Source organism: Vibrio chanodichtyis (assembly GCF_028863985.1).
GTDB classification, from domain to species: domain Bacteria; phylum Pseudomonadota; class Gammaproteobacteria; order Enterobacterales; family Vibrionaceae; genus Vibrio; species Vibrio chanodichtyis.
Genome location: NZ_JARBFT010000003.1, coordinates 78,219 through 95,107, shown reverse-complemented (window position 1 = coordinate 95,107; position 16,889 = coordinate 78,219). Strand labels below are relative to the sequence as shown.

16 protein-coding genes are annotated in these 16,889 nt (G+C 46.3%); 12 read left to right on the top strand and 4 right to left on the bottom strand.

The window, feature by feature from the left end; translation table 11 throughout:
* Window positions 1-41: 41 nt before the first annotated feature.
* The 4 genes from PUN32_RS04120 to PUN32_RS04105 form a co-directional block, all read right to left on the bottom strand.
* Window positions 42-1,526, bottom strand: coding sequence for a carboxypeptidase M32 (locus PUN32_RS04120; RefSeq protein WP_274721907.1), 1,485 nt, complete (start codon window positions 1,524-1,526; stop codon window positions 42-44).
* Between the two features lie 104 nt (window positions 1,527-1,630).
* A complete protein-coding gene (gene puuE / locus PUN32_RS04115; protein WP_274721906.1) occupies window positions 1,631-2,560 on the bottom strand; it encodes an allantoinase PuuE in 930 nt (309 codons plus the stop codon).
* 22 nt (window positions 2,561-2,582) lie between these two features.
* On the bottom strand, window positions 2,583-3,314 hold the full coding sequence (locus PUN32_RS04110) for an aspartate/glutamate racemase family protein (RefSeq protein ID WP_274721905.1): 732 nt from the start codon (window positions 3,312-3,314) through the stop codon (window positions 2,583-2,585).
* Between the two features lie 3 nt (window positions 3,315-3,317).
* Window positions 3,318-3,989, bottom strand: coding sequence for a GntR family transcriptional regulator (locus tag PUN32_RS04105; protein WP_274721904.1), 672 nt, complete (start codon window positions 3,987-3,989; stop codon window positions 3,318-3,320).
* 275 nt (window positions 3,990-4,264) lie between these two features.
* Here PUN32_RS04105 and PUN32_RS04100 point away from each other — a divergent pair, with 275 nt between their 5' ends.
* The 12 genes from PUN32_RS04100 to PUN32_RS04045 all read left to right on the top strand — a co-directional run bounded on the left by PUN32_RS04100 (window position 4,265) and on the right by PUN32_RS04045 (window position 16,854).
* Window positions 4,265-5,707: an NCS1 family nucleobase:cation symporter-1 gene (locus PUN32_RS04100; protein WP_274721903.1), complete on the top strand. Its 1,443-nt coding sequence runs from the start codon at window positions 4,265-4,267 to the stop codon at window positions 5,705-5,707.
* A gap of 264 nt (window positions 5,708-5,971) precedes the next feature.
* Window positions 5,972-6,763 (top strand): transporter substrate-binding domain-containing protein, encoded by a 792-nt coding sequence (locus PUN32_RS04095; RefSeq protein WP_274721902.1) that lies wholly within the window; start codon window positions 5,972-5,974, stop codon window positions 6,761-6,763.
* Window positions 6,764-6,778: 15 nt separating this feature from the next.
* The gene (locus PUN32_RS04090; protein WP_274721901.1) at window positions 6,779-7,447 is read left to right on the top strand and encodes an amino acid ABC transporter permease; all 669 of its coding nucleotides are present in this window, start codon (window positions 6,779-6,781) and stop codon (window positions 7,445-7,447) included.
* A gap of 12 nt (window positions 7,448-7,459) precedes the next feature.
* Window positions 7,460-8,110, top strand: a complete 651-nt coding sequence (locus PUN32_RS04085; RefSeq protein ID WP_274721900.1) for an amino acid ABC transporter permease — start codon at window positions 7,460-7,462, stop codon at window positions 8,108-8,110.
* Window positions 8,097-8,825: an amino acid ABC transporter ATP-binding protein gene (locus tag PUN32_RS04080; protein ID WP_274721899.1), complete on the top strand. Its 729-nt coding sequence runs from the start codon at window positions 8,097-8,099 to the stop codon at window positions 8,823-8,825. The genes PUN32_RS04085 and PUN32_RS04080 overlap by 14 nt, the downstream gene beginning before the upstream one ends.
* 19 nt (window positions 8,826-8,844) lie before the next feature.
* Window positions 8,845-9,666: a MurR/RpiR family transcriptional regulator gene (locus tag PUN32_RS04075; protein ID WP_274721898.1), complete on the top strand. Its 822-nt coding sequence runs from the start codon at window positions 8,845-8,847 to the stop codon at window positions 9,664-9,666.
* Window positions 9,667-9,705: 39 nt separating this feature from the next.
* A complete protein-coding gene (locus PUN32_RS04070) occupies window positions 9,706-10,704 on the top strand; it encodes a bile acid:sodium symporter family protein (RefSeq protein ID WP_274721897.1) in 999 nt (332 codons plus the stop codon).
* Window positions 10,705-10,784: 80 nt separating this feature from the next.
* Entirely contained in the window at window positions 10,785-11,960 is a 1,176-nt protein-coding gene (locus PUN32_RS04065) for an amidase (protein ID WP_274721896.1), read from the top strand.
* A 16-nt stretch (window positions 11,961-11,976) separates the two neighbouring features.
* On the top strand, window positions 11,977-13,542 hold the full coding sequence (locus tag PUN32_RS04060; protein WP_274721895.1) for a gamma-glutamyltransferase family protein: 1,566 nt from the start codon (window positions 11,977-11,979) through the stop codon (window positions 13,540-13,542).
* Between the two features lies 1 nt (window position 13,543).
* Window positions 13,544-14,776 (top strand): pyridoxal-phosphate-dependent aminotransferase family protein, encoded by a 1,233-nt coding sequence (locus tag PUN32_RS04055; protein WP_274721894.1) that lies wholly within the window; start codon window positions 13,544-13,546, stop codon window positions 14,774-14,776.
* An 87-nt stretch (window positions 14,777-14,863) separates the two neighbouring features.
* Window positions 14,864-16,117, top strand: a complete 1,254-nt coding sequence (locus tag PUN32_RS04050) for an allantoate amidohydrolase (protein WP_274721893.1) — start codon at window positions 14,864-14,866, stop codon at window positions 16,115-16,117.
* Between the two features lie 98 nt (window positions 16,118-16,215).
* Window positions 16,216-16,854 carry a LysE family translocator gene (locus PUN32_RS04045; RefSeq protein ID WP_274721892.1) on the top strand — a complete coding sequence of 213 codons (639 nt, stop codon included), beginning with the start codon at window positions 16,216-16,218 and terminating at the stop codon, window positions 16,852-16,854.
* Window positions 16,855-16,889: the final 35 nt, after the last annotated feature.

Sequence of the window (16,889 nt, the reverse complement as noted above, 5' to 3'; positions counted from 1 at the left end):
GCGGATTTTTATCTGGATTGTACTTTAACCTCAATCGCACTTTAACCTAAATAACGCGTCTGCAGATGACGCTTAAAATGCTCAGGATTCAGTGTGTCACCGGTCGCCGCCTTAACCAGTTCATCGGTAGTCAGCAAACTACCTTTACTCCAGATATTTTCAGACAACCAAGTAAAAATCGGTGAGAGATCGCCACGGCGAATCGCGCCATCCACATCCACGGTTTTTTGCATCGCCGTCATAAACTGCGCTGCATACATGGCACCTAAGGTATAGCTTGGGAAGTAGCCAAAGCTGCCATCGGTCCAGTGAATATCCTGCATACAGCCATTTTGATAGTTGCCTTTGGTGCTTAGACCTAAGTAAGCCTGCATTTTTTGATCCCAAAGTTCTGGCACATCAGTGTGTTTGATGTTGCCGTTCATCAAATCCCGTTCGATTTCAAAACGCAGGATCACGTGGGCTGGGTAGGTGAGTTCATCGGCATCGACCCGGATAAAATCTTTTTTGACCCGAGTGTAGAGTTTTTGCAGGTTAGCGACCTGAAAAAGCGGGTCGCTGATCGCATTAAAATGCTGCCCAGCCAGTTTGGCGAGATGAGTAATAAAGCTAGGATGACGTCCGAGTTGCATTTCAAAAAACAGCGATTGCGATTCATGAATACCCATTGAGCGCGCCTCACCAGCCGGAGTGCCCGCCAGAGGCTTAGGTAAACCTTGCTCGTAACGCGCATGGCCCGTTTCATGCACAATGCCCATCAGTGATTGCACAAATTCGTTTTCGTTGTAGCGCGTGGTAATGCGCACATCGCTTGGCACGCCGCCACAGAACGGGTGTACGCTTTGATCGAGGCGGCCGTGGTTAAAATCAAATTGCAGCAACTGCATCACATCCAGTCCCAGCGCTTTTTGGCTCTCAGCCGAATAGTGGCCTTGGGGGGCGATAAAACTTTCGCAACTCTGCTTTTCAATCACTGTATCAATCAAGCTCGGTAGCCAAGTTTTCACATCACTAAATACGCGATTGAGCTGTTCAGTTGTGGTGCCCGGTTCGTACAGCTCCAGCATCGCATCGTAAGGGGTTTTCCCAGTTGCTTCGGCACGAATTTGCGCTTCTTCTTGAGAAAGTTTGACCACTTCCGCCCAGTTTTTCTCAAAACTGGCCCAATCGTTATTTTTGCGTTGGCTGCGCCAAGCGTGCTCACATTTGGAGCCAGCTAGGGATTGCGCTTCGACTAAGGCTTCTGGCAGAACCGTCGCTTGTTGCCATTGGCGTTTCATTTCGCGCAGCGTGGCTTGCTGCTCGGTATTGAGGGTTTCGCTTTCTGCCTCGGCAAACCAATCAGCCAACTGTGGCTGAGTCATTAAACCGTGAATATGCACAGAAAGCTCTGCCATAGCTTGTGAGCGCGCTTCAGCGCCACCACTGGGCATCACGGCCGCTTGATCCCAGCCGACAATCGCTGACAAATGATTGAAGTTCGCTACTTTTTTCGAGTGTTTGACTAATTGATTAAATGCATTCATGACATAGCCTGCCGTGGTGATAAGCGAAAGTGCAGTGTAGCAATCTCGCTTGTGATCACCAACTATTGTGCTGAGTTTGAGTTTTACCTGTTTGTTAAATGAGTTTAAGGGGCTGGATGATGTGCTATCCAATGGCGAGCGATTTGTTCACGTGTAGCTATCCAAACGCTATCATACTGCGCAACGTAATCTAAGAATTTCTTCAGTGCCATAAAACGGCTTGGCCGACCAATCAAACGACAGTGTAAACCGACAGACATCATTTTGGGTTTTTCCGCGCCTTCAGCGTATAAACAGTCAAAGTTTTCCTTCAGATACTGAAAGAACTCTTCACCGTGACTAAAACCATAAGGCGAGGAGAAACGCATGTCGTTGGTATCCAGCGTGTAAGGAATTATAAGATGTGGACGTGTTGAACCGGGATTATCACAGTCTGGAACTTGAGTCCAGAATGGCAGATCGTCACCATAGTAGTCCGAGTCGTAAAGCAAATCTTTATGTTCAGCCAGCAATTCGCGGGTATTGGGTGAATCTCGGCCGGTATACCAACCCTTCGGACGTTTACCCGTGAGATTTTCAATCAGTTTGAGTGCTTGATGGATGTGCTCGCGCTCTTGCTCTATTGGCATATTTTGGTAATGAATCCACTTTAAACCATGACACGCGATTTCGTGACCATCTTCAATCAAAGCTTGTGTAACTTCTGGATTGCGCTCCAACGCGGTAGCGATGCCAAAAATGGTCAGCGGTAATTCACGCCGTTTAAATTCGTTGAGAATGCGCCATACCCCTGCACGGGAGCCGTATTCATAAAGTGATTCCATGCTCATGTGCCGTGACGTAAACGGCTCTGCGCCCGCGATCTCAGATAAAAATGTTTCAGCGTGCTGGTCACCATGCAACACACAGTTTTCGCCGCCTTCTTCATAATTTAGGACAAATTGCAATGCGATTTTAGCTCCACCCGGCCAGTTAGCGTCGGGGATATTCTTGCGGCCGTAACCGATGTAATCGCGAGGATTTGAGATTTCCATATCGAAGTTCCTTGTTTCTGACTTAACGGCTCCAATGTTGATAACGGCCGTGAAACGATTTGCTTAGTGGAGTGGCGTAATTGCCACTTTTGGACGTGTTGAGTTTGAGTGCGTGTAATGATTCGACCAGTTTAACCGCGGCAGAAACACCATCGATAACAGGTACGTTGAGCGCAACTGAGAGCTTGACCGTTAAATCAGACATTCCGGCACAGCCGAGTACAATTGCTTCCGCACCGTCTTGGCTGATGGCAGCATGGCATTCTTGTAGCAACTGTTGATAGGTTGCTTCCTGAATTTGTTCTAGATCCAACACCGCAATGTTTGTTGCGCGTACGCCAGAGCAAAGATGATGATAGCCGTAATGATGTAGCAGATTTGCGATCGCAGGTAGTGTGCGTGACATGGTGGTTACAATGCCAAAGCGATGTGATACCAAGCTTGCCAACTGAAATGCTGCTTGAGCGATACCAATTACGGGAACCGACGATAGTTCTCGCGCAGCATCAATCGCCGGATCACCAAAGCAGGCGATGATATGGGCATCAACGCCTTCTTTTTCACCTTGCGCAATCACATCAAGCAGTGCTGTAGCGGCAATCGTTTCATCTAATGCGCACTCGATACTTTCTGGGCCATGAAGCGGAGAGCGCGAAATAATTTCACTACTGGATAAACACACAGATTGTGCGGAAAGTGCTATTTTATCAGTCATGCCCTGACAAGTATTTGGGTTGATAAGCTGAATTTTCATTGATTAATCCATTTGCCTAAATAGTGAATTAAAATCCACTTGAGAATCTTTTTTGCCTGTTAAATAAATCGATTGTTTGATGTGGAGTAGGTGGTGACGCATCCATTCTTGTGCTTCGCCTATTTTGTGGTGGTCGAGTAAATTGATCAGTTCTACATGGTCACCACACTCACAACTGACGCTTTCTCGCGTGCCGTATGCTGCGATCACCAAAGATGAGCGATAGCACAGTTGTTCAATAAATTCTGCTAGTACCTGATTATTCGCTATACGTGCTAGCTCATAGTGGAATTTTGCCGTCAGTTGAATGGACTTGGATAAATTGCCTTCATGCTCGGCCTGCTTTTCCAAATGAACCATTTCACGAAAATGCCGTGAGATCTCAAGGTTCCAGTTTTCACTGATTTCAGGAACTAAAAGTGGCTCTAATATGATTCTGCTATCAAGAACTTCTTCGGCTTCCTGACGACTAGGGCGGTTAACCTGAGCGCCTTTATTTGGCCGAATGACAACAAAACGTTCCAAAGCTAAGCGTTGCAGCACCTTTCTAATCCCTGTTCGGCTGACACCAAATGCTTCTGAAAGCTTGTCTTCTGGTAGGCGTTCACCAGGAGGAAGTTGGTGCTCGACGATCGCTTTTAGCATCTTCTGATAAATTTTTTGGTCGTTAGACATAATCACGCTCTTTATTTTTGTATACAAAGCTAGTGAAAGTTTGTATATCATTTGCCAGTTTCACGCAAGTTAACAAATAGATTTAATCTTGTATTAACGGGTGATTTAGTTGGTTGTTTTATGCACTAACTTGTGGCTTATTGACCACTTATGGTGCGTGTCTATCTTGTTTTTTTAAGTTGTGCTTAATAAAATCAATAGGTTATTTTAACTTTTGTTTTGGCATACTCCTTGTATTTGTAGTTGTATACAATAAATATCAAAGGTATGACATTATGAAAAAAGAATTACCGATCAGCGATAGACTCGCTAACGCAGATTTGCTTCCAGATAAAGATCAGAAATGGAGTTGGTACAGTATTTTTGCGTTCTGGATGTCGGACGTACACAGTGTTGGTGGTTATGTGTTTGCCGCAAGTCTATTTGCTCTTGGTCTTAATGGTATTCAGGTTTTTATCAGCTTATTAGCCGGAATTTCTATTGTGATGGCGTTTGCCAACCTAATGGGTAAACCAGGTCAGAAAGCGGGGGTGCCATTTCCTGTGATCGCGCGCATGTCGTTCGGAGTCTTCGGCGCCAATATTCCTGCGGTAATTCGCGGCTTGATTGCGATTGTATGGTACGGTATTCAAACCTTTCTTGCATCCAGCTCATTTATTATTCTATTACTGTACTTTTCTCCCGAGCTGGAACACTTAGTTGAACCGACATTCTTAGGTCTTTCGTATCTTGGCTGGATTGGTTTTAGCTCAATGTGGGTACTTCAGAGTATTGTATTTATGTTTGGTATGGACATGATCCGTAAAGTGATTGATTGGTCAGGCCCAGCGATTTATATCGCCATGTTCGCACTGTGTATTTATATGATTGATTTGGCCGGTTGGGATAACATCAGCTTTAACCTAAGCACGAAAAATCTCGAAGGCTGGGATGTGGTAGTGCAGATGTTTATTGCCAGTGCGCTGGTTGCCGGATACTTCGCCGGGCCCACGCTCAACTTTAGTGATTTTTCCCGTTACTGCAACAGCTATCAAAAGTTGAAGCTGGGTAACTTTCTCGGATTGCCACTAAATTTTTTGCTGTTCTCTGCGTTCAGTGTGGTAATCGTATCGGCGTCAATTCCGGTGTTTGGCGAGATAATCACCGATCCGGTCGAAACGGTAAAGCGCCTCGATTCCGGACTGATCACAGTACTGGGGGCGATGACCTTTATCTTCGCAACGGTTGGCATCAACATTGTGGCGAACTTTGTGGCGCCCGCATTTGATTTTTCTAACGTGTCGCCACAGAAAATCAGCTTTAAGACTGGAGGGTTTATTGCCGCGTTTGGTTCGGTATTGCTGACACCGTGGAACTTATTCAATAACCCAGAAGTGATCCATTATACGGTGGATGTGCTAGCAGCGATGATTGGCCCGCTTTATGGCATTATTATTGTGGATTATTACCTAGTGAAGAAGGGAGAGATAGATATCGCTTCGCTATACACTGAATCGAAGCAAGGTCAATACTGGTATCGCAATGGAGTTAATATGAATAGCGTTTATGCGCTGGTGTGTGCCAGTTTGATTGCCATCATTGCGACGTTTGTCGTGTCAGAATTGGCGAATTACGCACTATTTATCGGTGGTGGTTTGTCTGCAATCATCTATCGGTATCTGATGGACTCCGAGTTTTCTTGGGTTCCAGAGTTGGGTTTGTCCAAGAATAAGTTGTAAGTATTGATGTTAGCTTGGTTGTAATGGGTAGTTTTGCACAAAGACTACCTTTTTAAGAAGTGAATCTGAAACGATTGCACCACTATTGACCAGTTTTGCACCAAAAGTTTCATCCATAGCGCAACTCGGAAGGTTGTAAAGCGCACGAGCACTAATAATTGCATGAAATTGTTGAGTTTTTTATTTTGGCTTCGAGTTGGCGCAATCGTTGCAAATGGTTTGATGGATGTTTCAAGCGTTTCATTTTCGATAAGGAGATTCACAATGAAATCATTTGCAGCAATGTTAAGTGGATTGATGTCCGCCTGTTTACTGCTCAGTTCCGCTATGGTTCAAGCTGACCAACTGCAGTCCATACAGCAAAAGGGGGTATTGAAAGTTGCGGTTCCGCAAGATTTCCCACCTTTTGGTTCGGTGGGACGTGATCTTAAGCCGCAAGGATATGATATCGATATGGCGGATTATCTAGCCCAAAAACTTGATGTCAAATTAGAGCTTGTTTCCGTCAGTAGTGCTAACCGTATTCCTTACCTACAAACGGGTAAAGTCGATTTGGTGATTTCCAGCATGGGTAAGAATGCCGAACGTGAAAAAGTGATTGATTTCAGTGCCGCATACGCACCTTTTTATTTAGGTGTGTTTGGATCATCCGATCAAGCGGTGGCGAGCGCCTCAGATTTGACTGGCAAAGCCATCGGTGTGACACGTGGTTCAGTGGAAGATTTGCAATTAAGTGCGATTGTGCCGAGCGATACGATCATCAAACGTTTTGAAGACAACAACGCCACACTGTCAGCGTTTCTTTCCGGTCAGATTCAGTTGATTGCAACCGGTAATCTAGTAGTGGCAGAAATTGCAACTCGCTATCCCAATAAGGCGCCGCAGACCAAATTTTTGCTGAAAAACTCACCGTGTTATGTCGGGGTGATGAAAGGCGAAGAGGCACTACTGAACGAAGTTAACCGTTTGATCCGTGAGGCGAAACAAGAGGGTGTGTTGGAGCAACTTTCACAAAAATGGCTTAAAGCCTCATTTCCAATCGATCTTGATGCATAAAGTTAAGGATAACCTATGAGCTATCAGTTGGACTTTAGCAGTTTAGCGCCTTACCTACCACAATTTGTGGCAGGGTTGAGCACTACTGTAGAACTCACCATGATTTCAACGATGGGTGGCTTGCTGCTCGGTACTTTGTGCGCAAGTGCGAAAACCAGTCCAGCAAATTGGCTGAAGTTTATTTGTACCTGCTATATCGAGGTTATTCGTAACACTCCGTTTATTGTGCAATTGTTCTTTATTTTTTTTGGTTTGCCAGCACTTGGTATCAAACTTTCTGCCTGGCAGGCTGGTGTGATTGCTATGGTGATCAATTTAGGTGCCTATTCCGCGGAGATTATTCGTGCAGGAATTGAAGCTACGCCCAAAGGACAATGGGAAGCCGGCAAAAGCTTAGGATTAACTCGCACGCAAATTTTCACGCACATCGTGATTGCGCCTGCCTATCAGCGCGTTTATCCGGCGCTTGTCAGCCAGTGCATTATTGTGATGTTGGGATCCGCGGTTGTATCGCAAATTGCAGTGGAAGATCTGACCTTCGCAGCCAACTTTGTCCAGTCGCGCAGCTTTCTGAGTTTCGAATCTTATATGTTGACTGCACTGATCTATCTGGTGCTTGCGATTGGGATGCGTCAGATGTTTGCGTGGGTTAAGCGCATCGCATTCAAAAATCCATCGTTGTAGGAGAAGGTAACTATGATGCAATTTACCGATTGGGATATTTGTCGCAGTTTATTAATGGCTGCCCGTTGGACTGTGGCATTGTCGTTAATTGCCTTTGTTGGCGGCGGATTAACGGGCTTGTTGATTACCTTACTACGAAGTACGCAACACTCGGTATTTAGCGGCCTAATTAAGCTGTATGTGGAGCTGTTTCAGGGCACACCGCTGTTGATGCAATTGTTTCTCACATTTTTTGGGTTATCACTGGTCGGTGTCGAAGTCAGTGCCTGGACTGCCGCGGTGTTATCGTTAACCTTGTTCAGTAGCGCCTATTTTCACGATATCTGGCGGAGCTGTATTGAATCTTTGCCGAAAGGCCAGTGGGAGGCATGCCGCACGTTGGGTCTGACTTACATGCAAACCATGCGTTATACCATCGTACCACAAGCCGCTCGTCTAGCCATTGCACCGACAGTAGGATTCTTAGTTCAGATTGTGAAAGGTACTGCGCTGGCATCCATCATTGGTTTTGTTGAGTTAACCAAAGCTGGCACTATGCTCAACAACGCCACCTTCCAACCATTTAAAGTATTCGCGCTAGTCGCACTGTTTTATTTTGCTCTTTGTTTTCCTCTTTCTGTGTTAGCTCGATATTTGGAGACTCGAAATCATGTCACTAGTTAGTGTTGAACAAGTCCATAAGTATTATGGTGCAAACCATGTCTTACAAGGGGTGGACCTTAAAATCAATCCCGGCGAAGTGGTGTCGATTATCGGCCGTAGTGGTTCGGGTAAAAGTACACTTTTACGCTGTATGAATGGCCTAGAAGATTATCAGCAAGGCGTGATCATCGTCGATAATCAGGCTGTCGAAAATGATGATTACAAATTGCGTTTATTGAGCCGTAGCATTGGTATGGTATTTCAGAGTTTTAACCTGTTTCCCCATATGACCGTCGGTGAAAATGTGATGCTCGCTCCTAAACTGGTCTTGAAAAAAAATGCCGCGGAGTGCCAGGAACTGGCACGTGACTTGTTAGCAAAAGTCGGCCTGGCCGATAAGTTTGATGCCTATCCGGCCAATCTTTCCGGTGGCCAACAACAACGGGTGGCGATTGCCCGCTCACTGGCGATGAATCCTAAGGTACTGTTGTGCGATGAAATTACCTCTGCATTAGATCCTGAACTGGTTGGCGAAGTACTGAAAGTGCTTGAGCAATTAAAAGCAGAAGGGATGACATTAATTCTGGTCACCCACGAAATGAATTTTGCTCGTGAAGTCGGCGATCGTGTGGTGTTTATGCATCAAGGTAAAGTGTGGGAAACCGGCCCGAGTGAAGCGCTATTTACTGCGCCTCAGACTGTCGAACTACAAAGCTTTTTATCTGCCGTTCGCTAATTATCATGCTGGAGTCAACATGACCAATAATCATCACTCACTGAGTGAACGTATTACGCAGCAATATTCACGTTTGACCGAAAGCAGTCGGCGAGTAGCTGATTATCTGCAACTGAACCCGGAAAAAATTTTAATGCTGTCGACGGCCGAAATTGCTGAATCTTGCTTGGTGTCGAAAGCCAGTGTGAGTCGTTTTATTCGTCAGTTGGGTTATGAGGATCATGTTGCACTTCGTAATGAACTGATGCAGGAGCGCGAAAAGGGGATTCCGCTCTTGACATCTAATATTGATGATCCCGAAATTCAACACGATATGCGCGCATTGCAACAACTTTGTGCGCAATTGGCGATACTTGATATTACCGAGCTGGTTGATGCGATTGCCAAAGCCAAACGAGTGAAAGTTATTGGTTACCGTAATAGTTATCCGCTGGCACTGCATTTTCGTCAGCAATTAATGCAATGTCGATCAGAGGTTGAATTACTCCCTTTACCGGGGCAAACACTCGGTGAGGATTTGGTTTCACTTAGCGAGGATGACTTTGTGATCGTGATTGGTATTCGTCGTCGAGTCGCTCAGTTTGAGAAAATTATGCAGTATTTGCATGGCAAACCGAGTTTGTTAATTACCGATCAATCTGGTCATAAATATGCAGGTTCGGTGATGCATTGCCTGATCTGTCATATGAATAATCAGGCACCGTTAGATAGTTATGCAGTGCCAATGAGCTTAATATCCTATCTGGTGAACAAGGTGTATCGCCATCTTGGACAAAATGCCGCCAAACTCAGTCGTCATATCTCACAAAGCTATGGGCAATTGAACGAAGTGGAATCATAGGCACGGTTAAGTCACACAACTAAGAGCAAAAATAACAAAATGAATTTATTAGCAAAAATTAAAAAAGAGTGGTTTTTAGTCGGGATGGTGATTGCGATTGGATTGGCGACGCTAACCTCTGAATTTGGTCGCAGTGGCGGTACGATCCATTTAGATCAACTGACGGGAATCGGTATCGCGTTGGTGTTTTTTTTACATGGACTTGGCCTGTCACCGCAAGCGATCAAAGCGGGGATCACTAACTGGCGATTACATGTGTATATTCAAATCGCGACGTTTGTGGTGTATCCCATGTTATGGGTGATTTTCGGTGCCGCATTCTTGGCATACATGCCTGCGGCACTGGCATTCGGTTTTTGTTATCTGCTGGTTTTACCAAGTACTATTTCTTCATCGGTTGCGATGACCAGTGCTGGGAAAGGTAACGTGCCTGGCGCTATTTTTAACGCCTCACTTTCAAGCATTCTTGGGGTGTTGATTACGCCACTTTTAATCCAACTCTTCATGGGATTTGAAGGGGTACAACTTGATTTGCTTAATTCAGTGATGTCAATTTCCAAGCTGTTGTTGGTTCCAATGATCATAGGTCAGCTCATGCGGCCATATTTGCTGGGTTGGATTGAGCGTCACCAAGCCGTGGTCAATAAAGTCGACAAATACGTGATTCTGTTGATCGTTTATAACGCCTTTTGTGATTCCGTTGTGAACGGTATCTGGAGAGAGTTCTCTGTTGGCTTGTTGGCGGCATCAATCATGCTTTGCACAGTGATCTTATTGGCCATGGTGCATCTTATTCAGTGGGGGGCTCGCCGTACTAAATTTGCGCTACCGGATGAAGTGGCCGCGGTATTTTGTGGTACCAAGAAAACACTGGCCGCAGGTATTCCAATGGCCAAAGTGATTTTTGGTGCAGATCCTTCACTGGGGATGATTCTGCTACCGATCATGCTGTATCACCCGATTCAGATCTTCTACTGCGCTGTGCTGGCAAATCGTTATGCTCGCCAAAGTGAATTACCGAAAATCGTGACCCATTAAGTTGTATTGATTAAACAGCACAAGGCTGGCTAGGCGCTGCGGATTCAGTACCTAAAAGACACTACACTAAAGGAGATATAATGAGTAAGGATGCTCGTATTTATTGCTCTCAGGGCCCAGACATGCTACCTGCAACAGCGCCAGGCGCACTGTCTGGAACCCGATTTGTCTTCAAAGATTTATTCGATGTTGAAGGTTATGTAACGGGTGCTGGCAACCCTATCTGGCTGGATACCCATCAAATTGCGACACAAACATCGCCGCTGATCACGGCACTGCTTAGCCAAGGGGCTGAATGTGTCGGACGTGTTCAGACCGACGAGTTGGCATACAGCCTCAATGGTCAGAATATTCATTACGGCACACCGATCAATCCCAAAGCTCCAGATTGTATTCCCGGAGGTTCCTCCAGCGGCAGTGCGGTTGCAGTTGCTGCTGGTGAATGCGACTTTGCCATCGGTACTGATACGGGTGGCTCTGTTCGTGTACCTGCCAGTTATTGCGGTCTCTTTGGGCTACGCCCAACGTTAGGCATGCTTGATCTTGCTCATTGTTTTGAACTGGCCAAAAGTTTTGATACCGCTGGTATTGTTACGCGTGATTTGAGCCTGATGAGCAAAGTGTGGGCGGTATTGGCGGCACGTAGTCAATCTGGCGAGCGGGTAACGCGCATTTATTTGGATGTGCAGTGCCAAACGATGATGAGTTCTCTGCGTCTTGAACGCTTTATCCAACAGTGTCAGAAGTGTGATATTGAGCTTGTACAGGGTCACTTTTTGGCTGAAAACGGCTGGCAACTGGCCGATCTGAGCTTGTTATTTCGGATAATCCAAGGGTTTGAAATTATTCAACAGCATGATGCGTGGCTGACACAATATGGCGATAGCTTAGATCCGGCAATTTGGGAGAGAGTGATGTGGGCGAAAAATATTACGCATGAGCAGTACCAACACGCCAAAGCGCAGCAGGATGATTTTCAACAGCAGTTAATACACCATTTGCACCGACAGCACTGCCTATGGGCAACTCCCACCACACCATCAGGACCTCCGTCATTGATCATGCCAGCGGAACCGCTCGCAGTTTATCGCTCGCAACTGATGGGGCTCACAAGTATTGCCGGGTTGTCGGGATTGCCGCAACTACACCTACCTACGGACGAATTACACGAAGGCCCATGCGGCATCTCATTGATCGGTTTGCCTCATCAAGAAGAAGATCTGTTGGTAACCGGTGAAGCCATTTACAACGGTTAAGTTGAGGTGATTGTTCATGAAATATCAAACCGCATTTACAGCCCCGCATTATAAGGCGGCCCAAGTTGGTCAGCAAATTATAGATGCTGGCGGTACCGCCAGTGAGGCTATGGTCGCTGCCGCCGCGATGATTGCCGTGCAATATCCGCACATGAATGGGATTGGTGGCGATAGTTTCTGGCTGATCGCTAAAGCAGGGCAAGCTCCAATTGCGATTGATGGCTGTGGTGCTGCAGCGTTGAAGGTCGATGTTGAACACTACCGTTCATTGAGTGATGAGCTGCCATTAAGTGGTGGCGAGTCAGCCATTACTATGGCAGGCACCATTTCAGCTTGGCAAAAAGCGCTTGAAATCGATTCTGGTTGCTTAACCTTAAATACACTATTGCAACCGGCGATTGAGGCGGCACGTAATGGTGTGAAAGTGACGCAAAGCTTGGCTAATGCCAGTGAAAAAACGTTTGAACGGCTCGCTTCATTGCAAGCATTTGCTCAGTATTTTCTAAAACAGGGCGATACGCTTCGCGTGGGAGATCGGTTGGTTAATCAACCGTTGGCGAATACATTACAACAACTGGCGATTCATGGGCTAGATGACTTTTATCGCGGTGATATTGCTGCCGCTATGGCCAAAGAGCTTAGTGATGTAGGCAGTCCGCTGACACTGGCAGATTTTCATGCTCATCGTGCAAAAGTGATTAAGCCATTGACGGTCAACACCTCAAAAGGCCGTTTATACAACTTCGGGGCACCAACGCAAGGTATTGCATCACTGCTGATCCTTGCCATTTATGACCGACTGGTAGAGCAAGCACAAAGTGAAGTTGACCATATTCATCTGCTCGTTGAAGCCACCAAACAAGCGTTCATCATTCGTGATCGTGAAGTGTGTGACGAAGCGCTTTTGCGCCAGCCGTTGCAGGAGTGGCTAACTGACGCCGTGGTGGATCAATGCGCTGCTAATGTATCTATGAATGAGGCGTTACCTTGGCCATATCAGGCAAAACCGGGGGATACCATTTGGATGGGAGCGAGCGATCAATACGGCACTATGGTGAGTTTCATTCAAAGCATCTACTGGGAGTTTGGTTCTGGTGTGTTTTTGCCGGAAACCGGTATTTTGTGGAATATCCGATCGAAAAGCTTCTCGCTTGATGCTCACCATCACAACGTGCTGGCTCCCGGTAAGAAGCCCTTCCATACATTAAATCCAGCCTATGCAGAATTGGTCGATGGTCGCCGTATGTGTTATGGCACCATGGGTGGAGAAGGTCAGCCTCAGACGCAAGCTTGCCTATTTAGCCGTTATCACTATCAAAACTTCTCGCTTAGTGATTCGCTTGCCAAACCACGCTGGTTGCTTGGTCGTACTTGGGGGGACAGCACCAATCATTTACGCCTTGAACAAGCTTTGTATGACCAATATGGCGCCGCGCTAAAACAACGTGGCCATGATGTTACCTTCGTGGCCAATAACAATGAATTAATGGGACATGCTGGTGCAATCATTCTCGACACACATGGAAAAGCGCGTGCAGCCAGTGATCCTCGTAGTGATGGAACCAGTTTACTTGGAGAATAATATGACCACCAAAAATGAACTATTTGAAACCCTTAACCCGCCACAGAGGTTACTGATGGGGCCTGGTCCCATCAATGCTTACCCGCGTGTTCATCAAGCCATTTCTCAATCTCTGATCGGTCAATACGATCCTGTGATGACCGGTTATATGAATCAGGTTCAGTCACTGTATCGTGGTGTTTTTCAGACGCAAAACCAGCAAACGATGTTGGTGGATGGTACTGCACGCTCAGGGATTGAAGCGGTATTGGTTTCGCTACTCAAGCCGGGGGATAAAGTATTGGTGCCAGTAATTGGTCGCTTTGGCCACCTGTTGTGTGAAATTGCCCAGCGTGTTGGTGCCAAGGTCAAAACTATTGATATTGAATGGGGGGAAGTGTGCCCAGCTGAGAAAGTTGAAGCCGCAGTCAAAGCGTTTCAGCCTAAGCTGCTGGCAACAGTACAAGGCGATACTTCAACCACGATGAATCAGCCACTTAAAGAGATGGGCGAAATCTGTCAGCGCCATGGGGTACTTTTTTACTGTGATGCAACGGCTTCGATTGCCGGTAATGAGCTTAAGGTCGATGAATGGCATCTCGATGCGGTATCTGCAGGTTTACAGAAGTGCCTTGGTGGTCCTTCTGGTTCAGCACCGATAACGTTAAGCGATCAATGTGCAGAGTTGGTTAATCGCCGTAAGCACGTCGAAGCCGGGATTCGAGCGGGTCACCATTCTCAGGGTGCTGAGGCAATGATCCAGTCAAACTATTTTGATTTAGCGATGATCATGGATTACTGGGGACCCGAACGTCTGAACCACCATACTGAAGCCACATCCATGTTATACGCCGCTCGTGAGTGTGCTCGCCTTTTCCTCGAAGAAGGTGCTGATAACGTAATCGCTCGCCATAAACAAGCTGGGAACGCGTTAGCTGCAGGGCTACGTGCGATGGGGTTGGAGTTGTTCGGTGATCAAACCTACAAAATGAATAATGTGGTTGGTGTTTATATTCCAGCCAATGTCAATGGTGATGAAGTTCGCCTTGAATTACTACAGCGTTTTGGGATTGAAATTGGTACGTCATTTGGCCCACTACATGGCAAGATTTGGCGGATTGGTACAATGGGTTACAACGCTCGCCAAGAGTGCGTGTTGTCGACTCTGGTGGCATTGGAAGCGATTCTGATTAAACACAAAGCGGCTATTTTTTCGGGGCAAGCGGTGGCTGCAGCGATAAAATACTATGCCTAAATGAGCGAGTAAGGTGAACAAATATTACAAATTTAATCATAACGTTAGTCTGAAAAATGGTCTGATAAATTAAGTTAAGGAGCGCCGATGATAGCAGCAGAGAAAAACACGATGGCGCAGCAGGCGATAAAGTTGATGGAGCAGGCTGATATACTGGCTCAATTCAGTGCTGATCCAGGGGCTATTACACGGGCTTATCTCACCCCACAGCATCGTGCTGCCCATGACCAATTAGCGATATGGATGGGGGAGGCTGGTTTAAAAACTTGGCAAGACAGTGTTGGAAACCAATGGGGGCGCAAAGTTTCTACTAATCCAACGCAACCAACACTGATACTTGGCTCGCATAGTGACACTGTCACCAATGCGGGCAAGTATGACGGTAATTTAGGGATTTTAATTGCTATTGAAGCGCTGGCTCAATTGACCGATCAAGCGTTTCCTTTTCACATAGATATTGTGGCTTTTGCTGATGAAGAGGGCGCGCGTTTCAACACGACACTGATTGGTTCAAGCAGTGTCGCGGGGTGCTTTAACCGACAGTGGTTGACCTTAAAAGATGTGAATGGTGTGACCATGGCTGAGGCCATGCGTAGTTTTGGTCTTGATCCTGAATTGGCTGGATACGATGCACGCACACCCGAGCAAACTCGGGCTTATCTTGAAGTGCATATTGAGCAAGGTCCAGTGTTAGAAGTTGAACATCAGCCCGTAGCCGTAGTCACGGGGATCGCGGCAGCAAAACGTTATGTATGCCAAGTAAAAGGCATGGCAGGACATGCAGGGACGGTTCCGATCAAGTTGCGTCATGATGCGTTATGTGGCACGGCACAGATGATTAATCATATCGAGCATTTTGCCCAACAAAATGAGCTTGTTGCCACGGTAGGTCAATGTGAAGTGTTATCCGGCGCAGTGAACGTTATTCCCAGTGCAACTCGTTTTACTATCGATATCCGTAGTTTGTCGCAATCGACACTTGAACGGTGTAGTGTCGAGCTACTGACACGCTTAGCGGAAATTGCCTATCAGCGAGGTTTGGATTTTGGCTACCAAACGCTTTATCAGGCTGATGCAGTGCGATGTAGTCGTCAACTGCAACAGCAATGGGCGAGCGTGGTTGAAACGGTTACTCAATCGGCACCGCTTTTCTTGCCAAGTGGTGCTGGTCATGATGGATTAGCTATGGCGAAATTGACCGATATCGGCATGCTATTTGTGCGTTGTGAACAAGGGATCAGTCATAACCCGCGTGAACAGGTCATGGTGGAAGATGTAGGGATCGCGCTGCAGTGTTTGATTGAAATGGTGAAGCTCTGCAGTGAATCGGCGGCTCTATGATTAACCGAGTCGCTTCTGACAGTTGAAAAATCTTCATAAGACAGATGAAAAGCTTTGCGGTATAAGCAAAGTTTGCTGATGTTGTTACAAGGATTGATATGGTTATCCAGAATTTCGAAGCTTTTCTTATCGCGATCACGATTTTGACCTTAACGCCTGGGTTGGATACCGCTTTGGTGATCCGCAATACCACCCGAGCTGGATTTGTTGATGGTTGTACCACCAGTTTGGGAATTTGCTGTGGGTTATTTGTACATGCCACCTTTTCTGCGATAGGGATTTCAGCTGTGCTGGCTCAATCCGCCGAGCTGTTTCATTTGGTGAAAATGGTCGGTGCGCTGTATTTGATCTGGCTTGGTATCTCGAGCTTACGTGCACTAATAAAATCAGGGCAGGGAATGGAGGTGGCGAATTTAAGCCATGTACAGTTTCAACTGACTCGTTCGCTGCGTGAAGGTTTTCTTTCTAATGTGTTAAACCCCAAAACGGCGGTGTTTTATCTGGCTTTTCTACCGCAGTTTATTAATCCGCAATTTTCACCATTAGTTCAATCTTTACTGATGGCATTGATCCATTTTGCGATTGCGATGGTTTGGCAGTGTGGTTTAGCCGGCGCGTTGAGTGGTGCTAAGAATTTGCTGAAAAATGCGTCATTTATGCGTTGGATGGAAGGAACTACGGGATTAGTGTTGGTGGCATTGGGGATCAAACTGTTATTAGAAAAACCGCAAGCCTGACTTGATATTGTCTCTATATAAAAACGACCTCCGGT